The organism is Sphingomonas sp. PEI4 (genome assembly GCF_056679955.1).
On record NZ_CM155258.1, the window covers coordinates 898,989 to 914,884 of the forward strand.

The window sequence follows — 15,896 nt, forward strand, 5'->3', positions numbered from 1 at the left end:
TTCATTTCGCCCCGCCGCCGCCATAGATCGCGCGGGCGTCGCGCTTGAACGCGGCGCCGCTGTCTTCGCGGCTGTAGAACATGTGCCCGCCCGGATAGACATTGAGCTTCACGCGCTCAGCCGTGCCGAAGCTCGGCATCTGGTCGACGATCAGCCGCGAGGCGAAGAACGGGCAGGACAGGTCGTCCCAACCGTGCACGATCATCACCGCCATCTTGGGATCGTTGGCGATCGCTTTGCGCAGATCGGTGACGGGCGTGTCGTCGGGCTTGCCGCGATCCCACGCCGCGTTCACTTCGTACGACAGCGCATGATAGCGCGCATCGGTCTTCCACCCGACGACGCGCGTGACGAAATCGACCATCGCGCTGGTCGTCGGTGCGATCAACGCGTCAAGGATCGGATCGTTCGACTGGCGCTGCGCCGACCAGGGAAACGGATCGAACGCAGTGACGTTCGAATCATAGACGCTGCCGATCGTCCCATCCGCGCGGTGGATTTCGCGCAGGAAGGTACCGGAATCAACCCGCCCGCCCATCTTCTGCACCAGCGCCGGATCGAGCCCCGTCAGCCGGCTGACGTTGGTGACGAGCCGCGACACCGCTTGTGGATCGGTTCGCCCGCGCAAGAGGTCGGTCGCGAATGCCCCTCGCGTGTAAGCCTCGACATCGACCATCGCGGCGGGTGTCAGTTGATGCTGTTGCTCGAGATGCGCCGCGGCCATCGACGGCAGGTCGATCATCCACGGCAGCGGCGACAACGCCGTCGCGCCGTCGCCCGAGGCGGGATCGAGATACGGCGAGACCATGACGATCCCGTTGACGCCGACGCCGATCTGCGACTGGAGTTCGTATGCGATCCGCGGCGCACGGTAGCCGCCATAGCTTTCGCCCATCACGTATTTCGGCGAGCGGAGCCGCCCAGCCTTCACGAGCCAGTCGTAGACGACTTTAGACAGATACTTGATGTCGGGATCGTTGGCGTAGAACGCCTTCTTCGTCTTGTCCGCGTCGACCAGGCTGCGGCTGAAGCCGGTGCCGACCGGGTCGATGAAGACGAGATCGGTGAAGTCGAGCCAGCTGTTGGGGTTGTCGGTCGTGATCGGCGCGTCTGACGGTGCATTGCCCTGTGCGCCGAACTGGACGCGCTTGGGCCCTACCGCGCCGAGATTGAGATAGACCGACGATGCGCCGGGGCCGCCGTTGAAGGCGAACGTCACCGGGCGGCTGGCGGCCCCACCTTTCGCGACATAGGACGTGTAGACGACCTGGCCGATCTCCTTGCCCTTGTCGTCGCGCACCGGGATCGTGCCGATGGTGGCGTCGTAGGCGATGCTCCGTCCGCCGATCGTCGCCGACTGGCGCACAGTCTTGTCGGCGGGCAGCGGCGGGAACTTGACCTCGTCGTCGACCTTCTTCTCGACGGTCGAGGTCTCCTTCTTGTCCTGCGCCGCGATCGGTGCAGCGACGAGGCTCACTGCGGCAAGCGCGGTAACGAGGCGTACGATCACTTGGCGGCTCCACCGCCAGCGGCGATCCAGGCGTCGATCTTGCGTTCGAGCACCGGCATCGGCAGCGATCCGGTATCGAGCACCTGCGCATGGAAATCACGCGGATCGAACTTCGCGCCGAGCGCCGCCTGCGCCTTCGCCTTGGTCCGCGAGATCGTCAGCTGGCCGATCTTGTAGGCCAGCGCCTGCCCCGGGATCGCGATATAGCGTTCGACTTCGGCGGTCGCGTCGGTCCGCGCCATCGGCGAATTGGCGAGCATGTAGTCGATCGACTGATCGCGGGTCCAACCCTTGGCATGGATGCCGCTGTCGACCACCAGCCGCATCGCGCGCAGCATCTCGTCGTTCAGCCCGCCCATGCGCTGATAGGGATCGGTCTCCATGCCGAGTTCCTTCCACAGGCTTTCGGCATACAGCGCCCAGCCCTCGACATAGGCGGTGTTGCCGCCGAACCGCATGAAGGCCGGCAGCGCGGTGTTTTCCTGCGCGAGGCTGATCTGGAAATGATGCCCCGGTACGCCTTCGTGGAGGAACAGCGTTTCCATTTCCCACATGTAGCGCGAGGGCAGGTCGTAGCTGTTGTAATAGAACACGCCCGGCCGCGCCCCGTCCGGCGTACCGCCTTCGTACGAGCCGCCGGCCGCGCCCTTTTCCTTGAACGCCGGGACCGGGCGGATTTCCAGCGCGGTCTTCGGCGTCAGCGAGAATTGCTCGGGAATGCGCTGATAGATGCGCTTCTCGATCGCCTGATAGCCGTCGCGCAACTGTGCCACCGAGCTTGGCTGGAACTGTTTGTCGGTGCGCAGGAAAGTGAAGAACGCGGGCAGATCGCCCTTGAAGCCGACCGCCTGCTTCTGTGTCTCCATCCCCTTCAGGATCCGAGCGACCTCGGACAGACCCAATTGGTGGACCTGTTCCGCGGTCATCGGCAACGTCGTGCGTTGCTGGATCAGATAGGCGTAATACGCATCGCCGCCGGGCAGCGCCGACAGCCCGACCGTATCGCGCGCGACCGGCAGATACGTCTTGGCAAGGAAGTCGCGCATCCGCTGGTGCGCGGGCGTGATGACGTCGCGGATCTGCGCCGCATACGTCGCTTTCAAGCGCGCCTGTTCGGCCGCCGGGATCGTCGCGGGGAAAGTCTTCACCGGCCCGTAGAAGGTCGAACCCTCGACGCCTTCCGCGATGAGGTTGTCGAACTCCTGGATCATGTTGGTCACGACCAGCTTCGGCTGGACGATCCGGTCCTTCATGCCCTGGCGGAACAGCCCGATCGCGCGGTCGAGCAGCACGGCATATTGCGCGTTGCGCTTCAGGTTGTTCTCATAGTCGGCGAGCGTCTTGAACGGCGCGGCGCCCTTGCCCGACGCGAAGTCGGGATAGAAGGTCTGGAACCCCTGGAAATGGTCGATCGGCAGGTCGCGCTGGACCTTGAGGATCGCGGGCGCGTAGCCGGCGAGGTCGGTCTCGTTGCGCGTCTTGAACACGTCATAGGCGATCTGGTCGGTCGCGGTCAGCTTGGTCCGGTCGATCGTCTTGAGCGCGGCGAGGTCATGCTCGATCGCCGCGCGTTCCGCCGCCAGATACGCGTCGGTCAGGTAATCGCCCAGCCGGTCCGCATAGCGCACGTCGCCGCGGAAAATCGCCTCGATCGGGTTGCGCTTCAGGCTCGCCTCGTCGCTGTCGTAGAACAACCGCTTGAGGCGGGCGTCGTCCGGGCTCTCGCCCGGTTGCGCGGCGGGCGGTGGCAGCGCCTGCCCGGATGCCGTGACGGCGGTGAGCGTGGTGGACAATAGAGCGGCAATCATCAGTTTGACGGACACCAGGCGTTCCTTTGGATGCGACGATACGGGCGTAGGATGCGACAGGTATCCTCGCAAGCGTCCGCGATCACCCATCGGGCGCGGGACGGCTCGTTCCTCCAGAATCGATGATGATCCAATCGCCGTCGTGCCATCCCGGCCGACCTATCGCCGCCCTTTCTCGAACGACCATCGCCCCGCCGTGTCGACGACCCGCACGCCCAGAAGTTCGCCGATCTCGCGCGCGTCCGGCTGCGATGTCGTCGGGGCTGCAATGATCCCGGTAAAGCGATCCTGCCGGAGACCCGTCGCAACGCCGATCTCGCGTCCATACAGCCGCGACAGGTCGTCGGCGACATCGACCAAGTGAGCGTTTCGATACACGAGCCGTCCCGTTCGCCAACTGCCAACCGACGAGGGAGCGTTCGTCGTTCGCAGGATCTCCCGGCCTTTGACGGTGAGCCCCTCGCCTGCCCCCAGTACTAGTGCGGCACCGCCCGGATCGAACACGACCTGCCCCTCTGCGACCTCGAAGCGGACGGCCCCGTTCGTCGCGATGACGTTGAACGACGTCCCGATGTCGCGGTAGGTCTTGCCGCCCGCGATCACTTCGAACGGATGCGCGGGATCGTGACGGACGCGGACGAACGCCTCGCCGCGATCGACGCTCACGCGGCGCGGTGCGATCAGGCGGACCGACGTGTCGCCGTTCAGCGCGAGCACCGTACCGTCGGGCAGGTGCGCGACCCGTTTTGCGCCGGCGGGGACCGAAAGCACCTCGATCCCGGCGCTGGTCGGCAAGCCGATCACCGCCAGGACGCTGGCGGCAAGCGCCGCCGCCGCCGCGAACAGCCAGGGTCTGCCCGACTTCGATCGCGGCATCGGCGCGTCGTCGTTCGCAGCAGCAGTTCGCGTATTCGGCGGAGGCAGGATCTGCGCCACGCCGTCCTCCAGTGCGAGCACCGCGACTGCGTAGCGTTCGGGGTTGCGCGGGTCGGCGGCGAGCCACCGGGCGTGCCCCTCCCAATCCTCGAACGCGCCATCCCGGACGCGCGCTGCCCAGGCAATGGCGTCGTCGTGAAGCGACCGATCCTCAGCGTGCATGGCGGCGTCCCCCTGTATCTTCGTCCTGCTCGATCTGGATCGAGGCGATGACCCGGTAGGCCTTTTGCAGCTGTTTCTCGATCGCACTGACCGAAATTCCGAATTCCTGCGCAAGGGCGCGGTGCGAGGTGCCTTCGATCCGGTGGCGGCGTACGATCGTCTCGGTACGCGGGCCCAAAGCCTGTAGCGCGGCGTCGAGGCGTGCCAGCCTCTCGCGCGACAGCAGGACCCGTACGGTGTCGGGCGCGTGATCGATCTCTCCCCCGCCGGGGCCGTCATGCTGATACGCATCCTCCCGCCGCCGTCGCTGACGATCCGACCGGATGTGATCGATGAACAGGTTGTGCGAGACCCGCATCAGATAGCTGACCGTCAACGGCTCCGTCTCGGGCAGCCTGGCGATGCGCAACCATGTCTCGTGCGCGAGATCCTCCGCATGGTCCGCTGCACCCAAAGCGCGCAGATACCCGATGATCTTGGCGCGGTTGGCAGCGAACAGGGCGAGATTGGGATACGCGTTCAAGGGATTTGCGGCCGTTCGATCATTCGATCCACGCGGCGCCGCACGGGGCCACCCGCCCGCCTCGCGACGTCGCGCCGGATCGAGCACGGTCTTGGTGGACGAGTTGGTCATGCTCGATAACGGAACTGGCGTGAAAGAACCTCAGCATCGGCTAAAATTCCTTCCTCAAGCCGAGCGACACGTTCCTCGGGCGTTGCGGCGTGGCCTGCTGCTCGCGGCCGATACCCGAAAGCGCGACCGTGAAGGGGTTGCCATAGGCAAAGGCGTTCGCGCGATCGTCGAGCACGTTCTGCACGGTCGCCGACAGGTGGTAGCCGGCGTGCGCGAGGCTGAAACCCAGAGCGGAATAGGTCACGCCGCCCTGGATGACGTCATGCAGATAGCCCGGACCGAGGCGCGATTTGCCGCGATATGACGCGCGCGCCTCGATTGCTCCCTGCCAGCCCGGCGCGATCGCATGGGTCCAGTCGACATTGCCATAGGCCACGACGTCCGGAATGCTGGGAAGTTCGTGTAGTTCGACGGTGACCATCCAGCGCGACACCTTGGCCTTGCTGAGCGACAGGCCCGAGCGAAAGGTCAGGCCTGTCGTCGCATGCCAGGTCGCGGACGCATCGATATTGCCGATCAGGAAGTTGCCGCTGTTCCACGTTCGGAGAAAGCCCGGCGATACGCCGCCAATGTCGTCGATGCGATCGGCCTGGATGTCGGACCACTGCATTGCGGATAGGGTGACGTCGAATCCGAAGGGATGTGCGCCGTTCGATCGATACCCGAACGCCGTATCGACCACGCGCAGGACATCGCCGGTAAACGACGTGAACGCGGTGCCGGTGACCGTCTGCGGCACGTCGTCGACGATGACTTGCGTCGTCTGGCGGCTCTGCTGGAGGCCGGGGCGTCTATATCCCTCATGATAGCCGAGCGATGCCGTGACACCGTCGCTGACCAGCCATGACAGTCGTGCTGCCGGCGAAAGCCTGACCTCGCGGAGAGGAACGATTTTAGGCGGGCCGAGCAACGGCTCGTTGTCACCGGCTTTGGCCGAAAGGCTCGAATAGGAAAGACGGGCACCCGCCGTCAGCAGCAGCGAACCCGTGCGATGGGCGAACTGCCCGAAGACCGCGGTGTCGAACAGCACGTCGCGAAACCCCGCCGGGATACGGGGATCGTCATGGCCAGCGAGACTGCGATGCCGAACCTGCTTCTGCTGGAACGCGACGGCGCCTATCAACCAGCCGCGGCCGTCCGCGTCGGAGCGGGACAGCCGCGTTTCATGGCTTATGGTCGAGAAACGACGGTCGTCGTCCAATATCGTCGGCGCACCCACGAATGCCGTGGCGTCATAATCCGCGGTGATATGGGTGCGTTGCAGCGATGTCGTCGAGACGAGATCCCTGCTTCCCAACGGACGATGAAGCTCAATATTGAGCAACGAGAAACCAGAGCGAAAAGGCTGTGCGACAGCGCTTTGCCGTGACAATCCGGGCTGGCGCGCATCGACATACTGACTATCGCGACTGTCGATCACCTGACGCACGCCGAGGACGTCGACCAGTGTCTCGCCCCGTGAAAGGCGAACGTCGGCTCGACCGCCCGTCGTGACGGTGCGGTTGATGTCGCGGAGACCGCGGAGCGTATCGTCGATATAGCCGCCGTCGATCTGTCGGTATGCGACCCCACGCACGCCGATCGCGCCACGGCGGAGCGGTGCGTTGATCGTCGCTGCGGCGAAGCTGCCCGCCGCGCCCCCCTTGGTGAGTGTCGTCGCTAGGTCGATGGTTTGCGTGAAGGCGTTCAGATCCGGTCGGGTGGGAACGATCTTCAGGATGCCCCCCATCGTCGCCGCGCCGTACAGCGTTCCCTGCGGGCCCTTGAGCAATTCGACCTGATCGACGTCGTACAGCATCAGACCGGGATCGGGCGCGTTGTAGTTCGTGCGGGTTTCGCCAAAATACTCGCCAAGCGTCGCCTGCGTCTCGCCGGAGATACTCGAATCCGCGACGCCTCGTACGAAAAGCTTGTTGCGCCCCGCCCCCAGCGCGGTCGTCGTCAGCGACGGGATCGAATCCGCCAAGCCTGACACATTGCTACGGCTCGAGGCGAAGCCAAGCGGCGTGCCGAACCGGGTGACTTCGACGGCGTTGCCGTCCGCCCACGAAGGCAAACGACGCTTGTTCGCGGTCACGACGATCTCGGCATTCTCCGCGGGATCCGCCACGACGACCGGGGCACGGCGCGGCGGTACGGCAGGCGTGCGGGCCGCGATCCTGACGAGCCGATAGATCCTGGGACCACGGGCAATGCTTTTCCAGCCAGTCCCGCGCAACATGCGATCAAGGGCCTTCGCCGCGCTCATGCGTCCTTTGACAGGGGTAGATTTCATACCGCGTGCCAGGATGTCGCCGCCGACGCTGATGCCCGTCTGCGCGCTCCACCGATCGAGCGCATCGACCAGCGGAAGCGACGGGATATCGAACGCTTCGCCATTGGCGGTCGCAGTCGCAGAGGCGCCCGAGACCCCGGACACGGCGATCACAGGAACGACGATGTACGGCCAAATCCACAATGCGAGCGCACATCCCTTGAACCTGTTCAGAACGGCGGATCCTTGATCGATCGGTTAAAAGCGGATGCCCACGCCGGTCATGACCTGATGCTGCTGGGAGCTCGGTGCGTCACCGACGTCGGCGTAGCGATATTCGGCCTTCAGGAACGCGTGATTGGAAATGGCCTGTTCTATCCCGGTTCCAACCCGGTATCCGTCGACGTTACGCCTGAACGTCATGTCTTTTTGAAGAAATGGAATCGAGGCGTTGGGGCTCGCTTTGTAAGAGTTGCGTTCTTGAGCGTTCACGTAACCGCCGAGCACGTACAGCAGGGTACCTTTGCCAACAACCATTCCTATTCGACCTCCACCAAATAGACTCCGGCCATTTCGTACGCAGCTTGTACCCTGAGGCACGCCAGCGCCGACGGTCCTGCAACTTGATCCTGACGCGTCTGTAATTTCAGCCAGAGGCCCCGCCACTACGTTGCCCGCGCGAAGGTCATACCCCGCACTCGCGCCATAAACGACGCCGTCGCCACCCCGGCCTTCTGCTTTGCCTTCGATGCGGTTCCAGCCCACCACGGCGTCGACATGAGGGCCTGTGAACGTCTGCGCGACGGCATTGCCCGAATACAAGGCGAAGGCAGCGAAGGCGGCTACCGAGAGGGCGCGATTTGCAAATCCGAACATTATGGGATCCTTGAGGATATCGGACATTTCGACGAGGTTGCCGACGATACCCGATCAGCACCCTTGTGGTGCCGAGCCCTCTAAACGGGACCACCGGACAAAACCCGCAGCAGGCCGCACACCTTATTTCGACGGCGGCGGCCGACCGGCGGGTTTCCGCAGCATTCTGTAGCACCGCCAAATCCGGTTCCCTTATCGTGCAAGAAGCCCGGTCGCCGGCAGCGCCCTGACGCGACTGGCATGAGTCATGAGCCACGTCGATGTTGTGCGAACGGCCAGACGTCGCTAGCGGCACATCGCCATGTCGATCACCGCCGCCTCGTCCTCGCCTAAGTCCTTGAACTGGCTCCGGCCTTTGCCGGGGTTACAGATACTCAAGCGTGGCGACGTGCCGATCACGCGGGTGCAGGTCTACGGCCAGCGGTGCAGCGGGACGAACCTCGTCACGCGCGCGATCGAGGCCAACATGCCCGGCGTCGAGATCACCGAGGCGTTCGGGTTCAAGCATTGGTTCGTACCGCCGCAGACGCTGTTCGTGAAGGATACCCTGGTGCTGGTCGTCGCGCGCGATGCGTTCGACTGGGCGCGCAGCCTTCACCGCCAGCCCTGGCACGCGCATCCCGACCTCAAGGCGCAGCCGTTCGACGTCTTCATCCGCAGCCAGTGGCACAGCTATTGGGACGATCATTTCGGCCATATCGAGCCGGGGCACCCGATGCAGGGCGGCGAGATGCTGCACGAACGCGATCCCGAGACGGGCGAACGCTTCGCCAATTGCATCGCCAAGCGCACCGCGAAGCTTCGCCACTGGTCGTCGCTCACCAGCCGCGCGCACAACGTGGCGTTGCTCGGCTATGATGCGTTCGCGCAAGATCCAGGCGCGTTCGTAGCCGCGCTCGGCGCGGCGACCGGAATCGCATGCCGCGAGCCGTTCGTCCCGATCACCAGCTACAAGGGGCAAGGTCATGCGCCCTATGTCCCGACGCCTTATCCTGCGCTGGATGCTAGCGATGCCGAGCATATCGCCGCGTGGCTCGATCCCGAGGCGGAAGCGGCGTTTGGACTCTCCGCACGCCATGCCGCTGTAAATTAGCGCATTTGTATCGCGTTTTTGGGCGATCACACTAGGGACCGCACCATGAGCAAGCCGATCACCTTCTTTATCCATCATCAGGGCCGCGGCCACGCGAACCGGGCGATGGCGATCATCCGCGAATTGCCGGCAACGCGCGCAGTGACGATCCTGACCGCGAAACCTTCCCTGTTCGACGGGTTCGAGCGGCCCATCACGATCGCTGCGCTGCCCGACATGATCGGCGCACCCGTGCCGACGCCCGGCCTGTTCGCGCAAGCGACGCCCGAGGTGATGCACTGCGTCCCGCTCGGCGTGGCGAAGACGCGAGCGACGATGCGGACGATCGTCGATCATCTCGACGACGTCGATCCGGCGCTGTTCGTGGTCGACGTCTCCGCCGAGATCGCCTTGCTCGCACGGATCGCCAGCGTGCCCGCAATCAGCATCCGGATGCACGGCGACCGGCTCGATCCGGGTCATCTCGGCGCGTATCAGGCAAGCGTCGGCCTGCTCGCACCGTTCGGCGAAGCGCTCGAACAGGCGGACACTCCGGACTGGGTGCGCGCCAACACCTGCTATGCCGGCGGCCTCTGCACGACCGTTGACGCCGTCCCGACGAAGGCGGAGGCGCGCGCGAAACTGGGGTTCGATCCCGATCGCGAGATCGTCGTCGTCCTGACCGGCGGCGGCGGTGCGGGAACGCCCTATGCGCCGCTGACGATGGCCGCGCGCGCCGTGCCCGACGCGCTGTGGCTGGTGCTCGGACCCGTCCACCGCGAGGGTCACGAGACCGATTTCGGCAACCTCGTCGAACTCGGCTGGGTGCCGGGCGTGACCGATCACATCGCCGCCGCCGACGTCGTCATCGCGTCCGCCGGCGACAATACCGTGCACGAGATCGCCCGCGTCGGCCGGCCTTATGTGTGCGCGCCCGAGTGGCGCTATTTCAGCGAGCAGACCCGCAAGGCCGAGCGGCTGGCCGAACTGGGCGCGGCAGTGGCGCTCCCCGCATGGCCGGGCGCACTGACGCCGTGGCGCGGCATCCTCGACGCCGCCAAGGCACTGGACCCAGCGGCACTCGCCGACCTGTACGATGCCGACGCGGCAAAGGTGGCCGCAGACTATTTGGAAGACCTGGCCGTCTCACTCTGGGCGCCAGCCACAGCCGACTAAAATTGCAATCCTCCCCCGCCAGGGGGGGGGGTGGCTGGCACTCGCCAGACGGAGGGGGAGGTACGCGATGACCGCTGTTCGTTTGGCTCCGGCATCCGTGAACGCCGCGCTCAAGGCGTCAGCGTCACGAACGTATCCATCACCCGTTTCCGACCCGCGCTTTCGAAGTCGATCTCCAGCTTGTTGCCCTCGATCTCGGCGATCGCGCCGTAGCCGAACTTCTGGTGAAACACGCGCATGCCGAGCGACAGGTCGTCGCGGCCCTTGTTGCCGAGGCTGACGGCACTGGCCCGACTTTCCACCACCCGCGCGGGTTTGGCGGAGAAGGTGCTGCCGGTGCCTGCCGCCCGTTGCCAGCCCGGCCCCCGACCCGTGCCCCGCGCGACGTCGGCGAACGGATCGGCGCGATCGGACCAGTTCGCTTGCCAGAGGCTCGCGCCGCCCGACATGGTGGTTTCCGTTTCGATGTGCTCGGCAGGAAGTTCGGCGACGAAGCGCGAGGGGATCGACGAGTTCCATTGGCCGTAGATGCGGCGGTTGGCGGCGTGGAGGATCACCGCCAAGCGCCGTGCGCGCGTGATCGCGACATAGGCCAGGCGGCGTTCCTCCTCGAGGCTCTTCACGCCGCCCTCGTCGAGCGAGCGCTGCGACGGGAACAGGCCTTCCTCCCAGCCGACCAGGAACACCGTGTCGTATTCGAGGCCCTTGGCGGCGTGGATGGTCATGATCGTGACCTGCGGGTCCTGCGCGCCGCCTTCGTTATCCATCACCAGCGAGACGTGTTCGAGGAACGCGCCGAGCGAGTCGTATTCCTCCATCGCGCGGACGAGTTCGCTGAGATTCTCCAGACGGCCGGTTGCTTCGACCGACTTTTCGGCCTGGTACATCGCGGTGTAGCCGCTCTCGTCGAGCAATTGGCGGGCGAGTTCGGCGTGCGGCAGGCTGGTCGCCATGTCGCGCCAGCGGGCGATGTCCCCGACCAGCCGCCCAAGCGACTTCTTCGCCGCGCCGGTCAGTTCGTCGGTGTCGAGGATGCGCGCGGCGGCGGTCGTCAGCGGCGTACCGGTGGCGCGCGCGAGCTGGTGGATGCGCGCGACCGCCTTGTCGCCGAGGCCGCGCTTGGGGACGTTGACGATGCGTTCGAAGGCGAGGTCGTCCGCGGGCTGGTTGACGACACGGAGGTACGCCAGCGCGTCGCGGATCTCGGCGCGTTCGTAGAAGCGGAAGCCGCCGACGATCTTGTACGGCATGCCGATCGCGATGAAGCGGTCCTCGAACTCGCGCGTCTGGTGCTGCGCGCGCACCAGGATCGCGACGTCGTCGAGGCTCTTGCCGGAGCGGCGGACGATGTCGATCTCCTCGCCGACCCGCCGCGCTTCCTCGGGGCCGTCCCAGACGCCGATGACCTTCACCTTCTCGCCAACGTCGAGTTCGGTCCAGAGTTGCTTCCCCAGCCGCCCGCCATTGTTGGCGATTACGCCCGACGCCGCGCCCAGAATATGCGGCGTACTGCGATAGTTCTGCTCCAGCCGGATGACCTTCGCCCCCGGAAAATCCCGCTCGAACTTCAGGATGTTCTCAACCTGCGCACCGCGCCACGAATAGATCGACTGATCGTCGTCACCGACGCAGGCGATGTTCTTGCGCTCCTGCGCGAGCAGCCGCAGCCAGAGATATTGCGACGAATTGGTGTCCTGATACTCGTCGACCATGATGTATTTGAAGCGCTGTTGGTACAGGCTCAACACGTCGCGGTGCGTCTTCAGGATGACGAGCATGTGGAGCAGCAGGTCGCCGAAGTCGCAGGCGTTCAGCGCGATCAGGCGGGTCTGGTATTGCTGGTACAGCTCGCCGCCGCGACCGTTGGCATAGCGTTCGCTCTCGCCCGCATCGATGTCGGCGGGGACGAGACCCTTGTTCTTCCACTGGTCGATCAGCCCGGCGAGGCTGCGCGTCGGGAAGCGCTTCTCGTCGATGTCGGCAGCGAGGATCAGCTGTTTCAGCAACCGCAACTGGTCGTCGGTATCGAGGATCGTGAAGTTCGATTGCAACCCGACCAGCTCGGCGTGGCGGCGCAGCATCTTGGCAGCGATCGCGTGGAAGGTGCCGAGCCACGGCATGCCCTCGACCGCGTCACCGACCAGCCGCCCGACGCGCTCGCGCATCTCGCGCGCGGCCTTGTTGGTGAAGGTGACGCTGAGGATCTCCGACGGCCACGCCTTTTTGGTGAAGATCAGGTGCGCCAGACGCGCGGTCAGCGCCGCGGTCTTGCCGGTGCCGGCGCCGGCGATGATCAGCACGGGGCCGTCGGTGGTCAACACTGCCTCACGCTGCGGCGGATTGAGACCGCGGAGATAGGGAGGCTCTGCTTGCGGCGCGGACGTAGGGGCGATGTGGTTCACCGGTGAACAGGTAGGGAACGGCGGCCGATCGGGCAAGCGGGTATGGCTTGCACAGGTCGACGATACGTGGAACAAGTCAGGAACATCATAAGGAGGCGAGCATGCTGGCGGGACGATGTCATTGCGGGGCGATCAGCTATGTCGCGGCGGGCGAGCCCGAGCATCATGCGCTGTGCCATTGTGGCGATTGCCGTCGCAGCGCAGGCGCGCCGATGGTCGGCTGGATCGCGTTCAAGACCGAGCAGGTGACCGTTTCGGGTGATCCGGTGACCTACGAATCGTCGGCGAGCGGACGAAGGCAGTTCTGTGGACAATGCGGAACGGGGCTGTTCTACGCCAACGCCGCCTATCTGCCGGGAATCATCGATATCCAGTCGTGCACGCTGGACGACCCCGAAGCCGCGGCGCCGGGCGCGCATATCCAGGTCGCGGAACGGTTGGCGTGGATGACCGACGTAGCCGCATTGCCAGCGTTCGATCGATATCCGGGCATGTGACCGACGCGGTCTGGATGGCGGCGTGTAGCGGGCGAGAGGCCAGACCGTGCTATTTTATATGGCTGACCGTGCGATTTGCTCGGTCCCGCAGCGCGTTTGGGTCGGCGTTCGAGGAAACGGGGGTCGTGGCCGGTCTCCTTGTCCGTTTGACGACGCCGCCGGTCGAATTGATCCTGAAACGCACACTGCCCTCGAATCGTCTCGGAAGCGACGCGCAAGCGTAACGATCGCGGCGTAGGCGTCGCGCCAGCAACGTGGTTCGTGATCGCAGAGGCCGCATTCAGAAAGGTCTTACGAGACGCAAGCCGTTGCCCGCGCGCTATCGAGCGTGCGGACCGCAGGACCATTTGAGGACATCATCATGAAGATCTCGATCAGCGTCGCTTGCGCGGCGATCGTCGGCGCTTGCCTTTTTTCCACCAGCGTTGCGGCAGACCCGTTGCGCGATCCGGTTTCCGTACGCGTCAGCCATGCCGGCCTGGACCTGACCAAGGACGCCGGGCGGACGGCATTCCGGCGCCGCGTGCAATCCGCGATCAACGCCGCATGCGCACCCCGTACCGCCGGCCTCCACGCCCTTGGCGACTCGCAGCAATGCCGACGGGAGATGACCAAGGACGCCGGCCTCCAGGTCGCGGCCTTGCTCGGACGCAACGGCGTGCAGCTGGCGAGCATCGTCGCAGCGCGATGACCCGCGAACGGGGCGGCACGGCTGCCGCCCCGTCTTCGGGCCAGCCCCCCGCGACGTCTTGACCGGGCCTGTCATAAAGTTGTCACCGTTAGGGCCGACTGCACGCGATATGGCTACCACCACACTCACCGCGGATGCGATCGCTTCGGCGCCCCGTAGCGGCCCGAAGCTCGATCATTCGCTGCATCCGTCGGGGCGATGGATATTCTTCGCGATACTGCTCGGCGGACTGGCCTATGCGGGGATCAGCATCGCCACCGATACCGCGCAGGTCGGCGAGACGTTGGCGGGCGGTGCGTTCGCATTTCTCGCGCTCGCGTTGCTGATCGCACTCGGGTTCGAGTTCGTGAACGGCTTTCACGACACCGCCAATGCAGTCGCCACCGTCATCTACACGCATTCGATGCCGGCACCGTTCGCGGTCGTGTGGTCGGGCTTCTTCAACTTTCTCGGGGTGATGCTGTCGTCGGGGGCGGTCGCCTATTCGATCGTCACGCTGTTGCCGGTCGACCTGATCCTCAACGTCGGCAGCGCGGGCGGGTTCGCGATGATCTTCGCGCTGCTGCTTGCGGCGATCCTCTGGAACCTCGCGACCTGGGCGGTCGGACTGCCCAATTCGTCGAGCCACGCATTGATCGGGTCGATCCTCGGCGTCGGGCTCGCCAACCAGTTGATCAGCGGCGGTTCGGACGGAACGTCGGGCGTCGACATGACGCAGGTGTGGAAAGTGCTCTCCGCGCTCGCGTTCAGCCCGGTGATCGGCTTCGTCGGCGCGCTGTTGCTGCTGCTCGTGATGAAGCGGTTCCTGCGCGACAAGACGCTGTACGAGGCACCCAAGGGCCAGACGCCACCGCCGCGCGGCATCCGTGCGCTGCTGATCGGCACCTGCACCGCGGTCAGCTTCGCGCACGGCAGCAATGACGGGCAGAAGGGCATGGGCCTCATCATGCTCATCCTGATCGGCTGCGCGCCGACCGCCTATGCGCTCAACCGGACCATGCCGGAAAGCGCGACCCCGGCGTTCGTCCAGGCAGCGCAGGCGGCATCGGCGGCGTATGTCGCGCATGCCGACGGCACGCCGGCGAACGTGGGTGCGGCCCGCACCGCCGTCACGCAGGCGCTGAAATCGAAGCGGGTTGCCGATCCGGTCGTCTATGGTGCGCTGGCGACGTTGTCGGACGACGTATCGAGCCGGATCGCGGGCTATGGTTCGCTCGGCAAGGTGCCGGCCGCGGCGACGCCCAACCTGCGCAACGACATGTATCTGGTGCTCGACACGACCAAGCTGATCGCCGCCGACAAGGCCGCGCAGAGCCGCTTCACCGCGCAGGAGATCACGACGCTGAATAGCTACAGCGGCAAGCTGGAACAGGGCACGCGGTACATTCCGACATGGGTGAAGGTGACGGTCGCGCTGGCGCTCGGGCTGGGCACGATGGTCGGGTGGAAGCGGATCGTCGTCACCGTCGGCGAACGGATCGGCAAGACGCACCTGACCTACGGAATGGGCGCGTCGGCCGAACTGGTGGCCGCAGCGACGATCCTGCTGGCGGTGAAGTATGGCATGCCGGTGTCGACAACGCACATCCTGTCGTCGGGCGTTGCGGGCGCGAGTGTCGCGAACGGCGCCGGGTTGCAGCGCAGGACCGTGATGAACATGGCACTCGCGTGGGTGATGACGCTGCCGGTGGCGATGCTGCTGTCGGGCGGGCTATACTGGCTCCTGCTGACGCTGGCGCATGCGCTCGGGTACTGAGCGCTCCCCCGTTATCCTGCGGTAAGGGGCAATAGGCCGGGTGGCGACGAGCGCCGTGGGGAACCGCTCGCCCGCGCGGCGGGTTGCCGGAACCATGCGATTACGATGCTCGATATGCGGAA

12 protein-coding genes are annotated in these 15,896 nt (G+C 65.4%); 5 read left to right on the forward strand and 7 right to left on the reverse strand.

Features of this window, described 5'->3' with window-relative positions; genetic code table 11:
- Window position 1: 1 nt before the first annotated feature.
- From AC1MLZ_RS03855 to AC1MLZ_RS03880, 6 genes are all read right to left on the reverse strand, one after another.
- Entirely contained in the window at window positions 2-1,510 is a 1,509-nt protein-coding gene (locus AC1MLZ_RS03855; RefSeq protein ID WP_480960537.1) for a S10 family peptidase, read from the reverse strand.
- On the reverse strand, window positions 1,507-3,318 hold the full coding sequence (locus AC1MLZ_RS03860) for a DUF885 domain-containing protein (RefSeq protein WP_480961460.1): 1,812 nt from the start codon (window positions 3,316-3,318) through the stop codon (window positions 1,507-1,509). Before AC1MLZ_RS03860 ends, AC1MLZ_RS03855 begins: the two co-directional genes overlap by 4 nt.
- A 159-nt stretch (window positions 3,319-3,477) precedes the next feature.
- A complete protein-coding gene (locus AC1MLZ_RS03865; protein ID WP_480960538.1) occupies window positions 3,478-4,416 on the reverse strand; it encodes a FecR family protein in 939 nt (312 codons plus the stop codon).
- Entirely contained in the window at window positions 4,406-5,050 is a 645-nt protein-coding gene (locus tag AC1MLZ_RS03870) for an RNA polymerase sigma factor (protein ID WP_480960539.1), read from the reverse strand. The genes AC1MLZ_RS03865 and AC1MLZ_RS03870 overlap by 11 nt, the downstream gene beginning before the upstream one ends.
- A 40-nt stretch (window positions 5,051-5,090) precedes the next feature.
- Complete coding sequence (locus AC1MLZ_RS03875; RefSeq protein ID WP_480960540.1) at window positions 5,091-7,478, reverse strand: TonB-dependent receptor domain-containing protein; 2,388 nt, start codon at window positions 7,476-7,478, stop codon at window positions 5,091-5,093.
- A gap of 84 nt (window positions 7,479-7,562) precedes the next feature.
- Window positions 7,563-8,180, reverse strand: coding sequence for an outer membrane protein (locus AC1MLZ_RS03880; RefSeq protein ID WP_480960541.1), 618 nt, complete (start codon window positions 8,178-8,180; stop codon window positions 7,563-7,565).
- A gap of 301 nt (window positions 8,181-8,481) precedes the next feature.
- Here AC1MLZ_RS03880 and AC1MLZ_RS03885 point away from each other — a divergent pair, with 301 nt between their 5' ends.
- Both AC1MLZ_RS03885 and AC1MLZ_RS03890 read left to right on the forward strand, forming a co-directional pair.
- Window positions 8,482-9,273: a hypothetical protein gene (locus tag AC1MLZ_RS03885; protein WP_480960542.1), complete on the forward strand. Its 792-nt coding sequence runs from the start codon at window positions 8,482-8,484 to the stop codon at window positions 9,271-9,273.
- Window positions 9,274-9,318: 45 nt separating this feature from the next.
- On the forward strand, window positions 9,319-10,428 hold the full coding sequence (locus AC1MLZ_RS03890; RefSeq protein WP_480960543.1) for a glycosyltransferase: 1,110 nt from the start codon (window positions 9,319-9,321) through the stop codon (window positions 10,426-10,428).
- 110 nt (window positions 10,429-10,538) lie between these two features.
- On the opposite strand, the gene AC1MLZ_RS03895 is transcribed toward AC1MLZ_RS03890, so the two are convergent.
- Window positions 10,539-12,830, reverse strand: a complete 2,292-nt coding sequence (locus AC1MLZ_RS03895; RefSeq protein WP_480960544.1) for an ATP-dependent helicase — start codon at window positions 12,828-12,830, stop codon at window positions 10,539-10,541.
- A 101-nt stretch (window positions 12,831-12,931) separates the two neighbouring features.
- On the opposite strand from AC1MLZ_RS03895, the gene AC1MLZ_RS03900 reads away from it, so the two are divergent.
- The 3 genes from AC1MLZ_RS03900 to AC1MLZ_RS03910 all read left to right on the forward strand — a co-directional run bounded on the left by AC1MLZ_RS03900 (window position 12,932) and on the right by AC1MLZ_RS03910 (window position 15,774).
- Entirely contained in the window at window positions 12,932-13,327 is a 396-nt protein-coding gene (locus tag AC1MLZ_RS03900) for a GFA family protein (protein WP_480960545.1), read from the forward strand.
- Between the two features lie 361 nt (window positions 13,328-13,688).
- Window positions 13,689-14,018: a UrcA family protein gene (locus AC1MLZ_RS03905; protein WP_480960546.1), complete on the forward strand. Its 330-nt coding sequence runs from the start codon at window positions 13,689-13,691 to the stop codon at window positions 14,016-14,018.
- A 109-nt stretch (window positions 14,019-14,127) separates the two neighbouring features.
- On the forward strand, window positions 14,128-15,774 hold the full coding sequence (locus tag AC1MLZ_RS03910; protein ID WP_480960547.1) for an inorganic phosphate transporter: 1,647 nt from the start codon (window positions 14,128-14,130) through the stop codon (window positions 15,772-15,774).
- The last annotated feature ends 122 nt before the right edge of the window (window positions 15,775-15,896 follow it).

Excerpts from the sequence above, each read along its gene's own strand:
- AC1MLZ_RS03860 (WP_480961460.1), bottom strand. The coding sequence starts at position 3,318 with ATGATTGCCGCTCTATTGTCCACCACGCTCACCGCCGTCACGGCATCC.
- AC1MLZ_RS03865 (WP_480960538.1), bottom strand. The coding sequence starts at position 4,416 with ATGCACGCTGAGGATCGGTCGCTTCACGACGACGCCATTGCCTGGGCA.
- AC1MLZ_RS03870 (WP_480960539.1), bottom strand. The coding sequence starts at position 5,050 with ATGACCAACTCGTCCACCAAGACCGTGCTCGATCCGGCGCGACGTCGC.
- AC1MLZ_RS03880 (WP_480960541.1), bottom strand. The coding sequence starts at position 8,180 with ATGTTCGGATTTGCAAATCGCGCCCTCTCGGTAGCCGCCTTCGCTGCC.
- AC1MLZ_RS03885 (WP_480960542.1), top strand. The coding sequence starts at position 8,482 with ATGTCGATCACCGCCGCCTCGTCCTCGCCTAAGTCCTTGAACTGGCTC.
- AC1MLZ_RS03890 (WP_480960543.1), top strand. The coding sequence starts at position 9,319 with ATGAGCAAGCCGATCACCTTCTTTATCCATCATCAGGGCCGCGGCCAC.
- AC1MLZ_RS03900 (WP_480960545.1), top strand. The coding sequence starts at position 12,932 with ATGCTGGCGGGACGATGTCATTGCGGGGCGATCAGCTATGTCGCGGCG.
- AC1MLZ_RS03905 (WP_480960546.1), top strand. The coding sequence starts at position 13,689 with ATGAAGATCTCGATCAGCGTCGCTTGCGCGGCGATCGTCGGCGCTTGC.
- AC1MLZ_RS03910 (WP_480960547.1), top strand. The coding sequence starts at position 14,128 with ATGGCTACCACCACACTCACCGCGGATGCGATCGCTTCGGCGCCCCGT.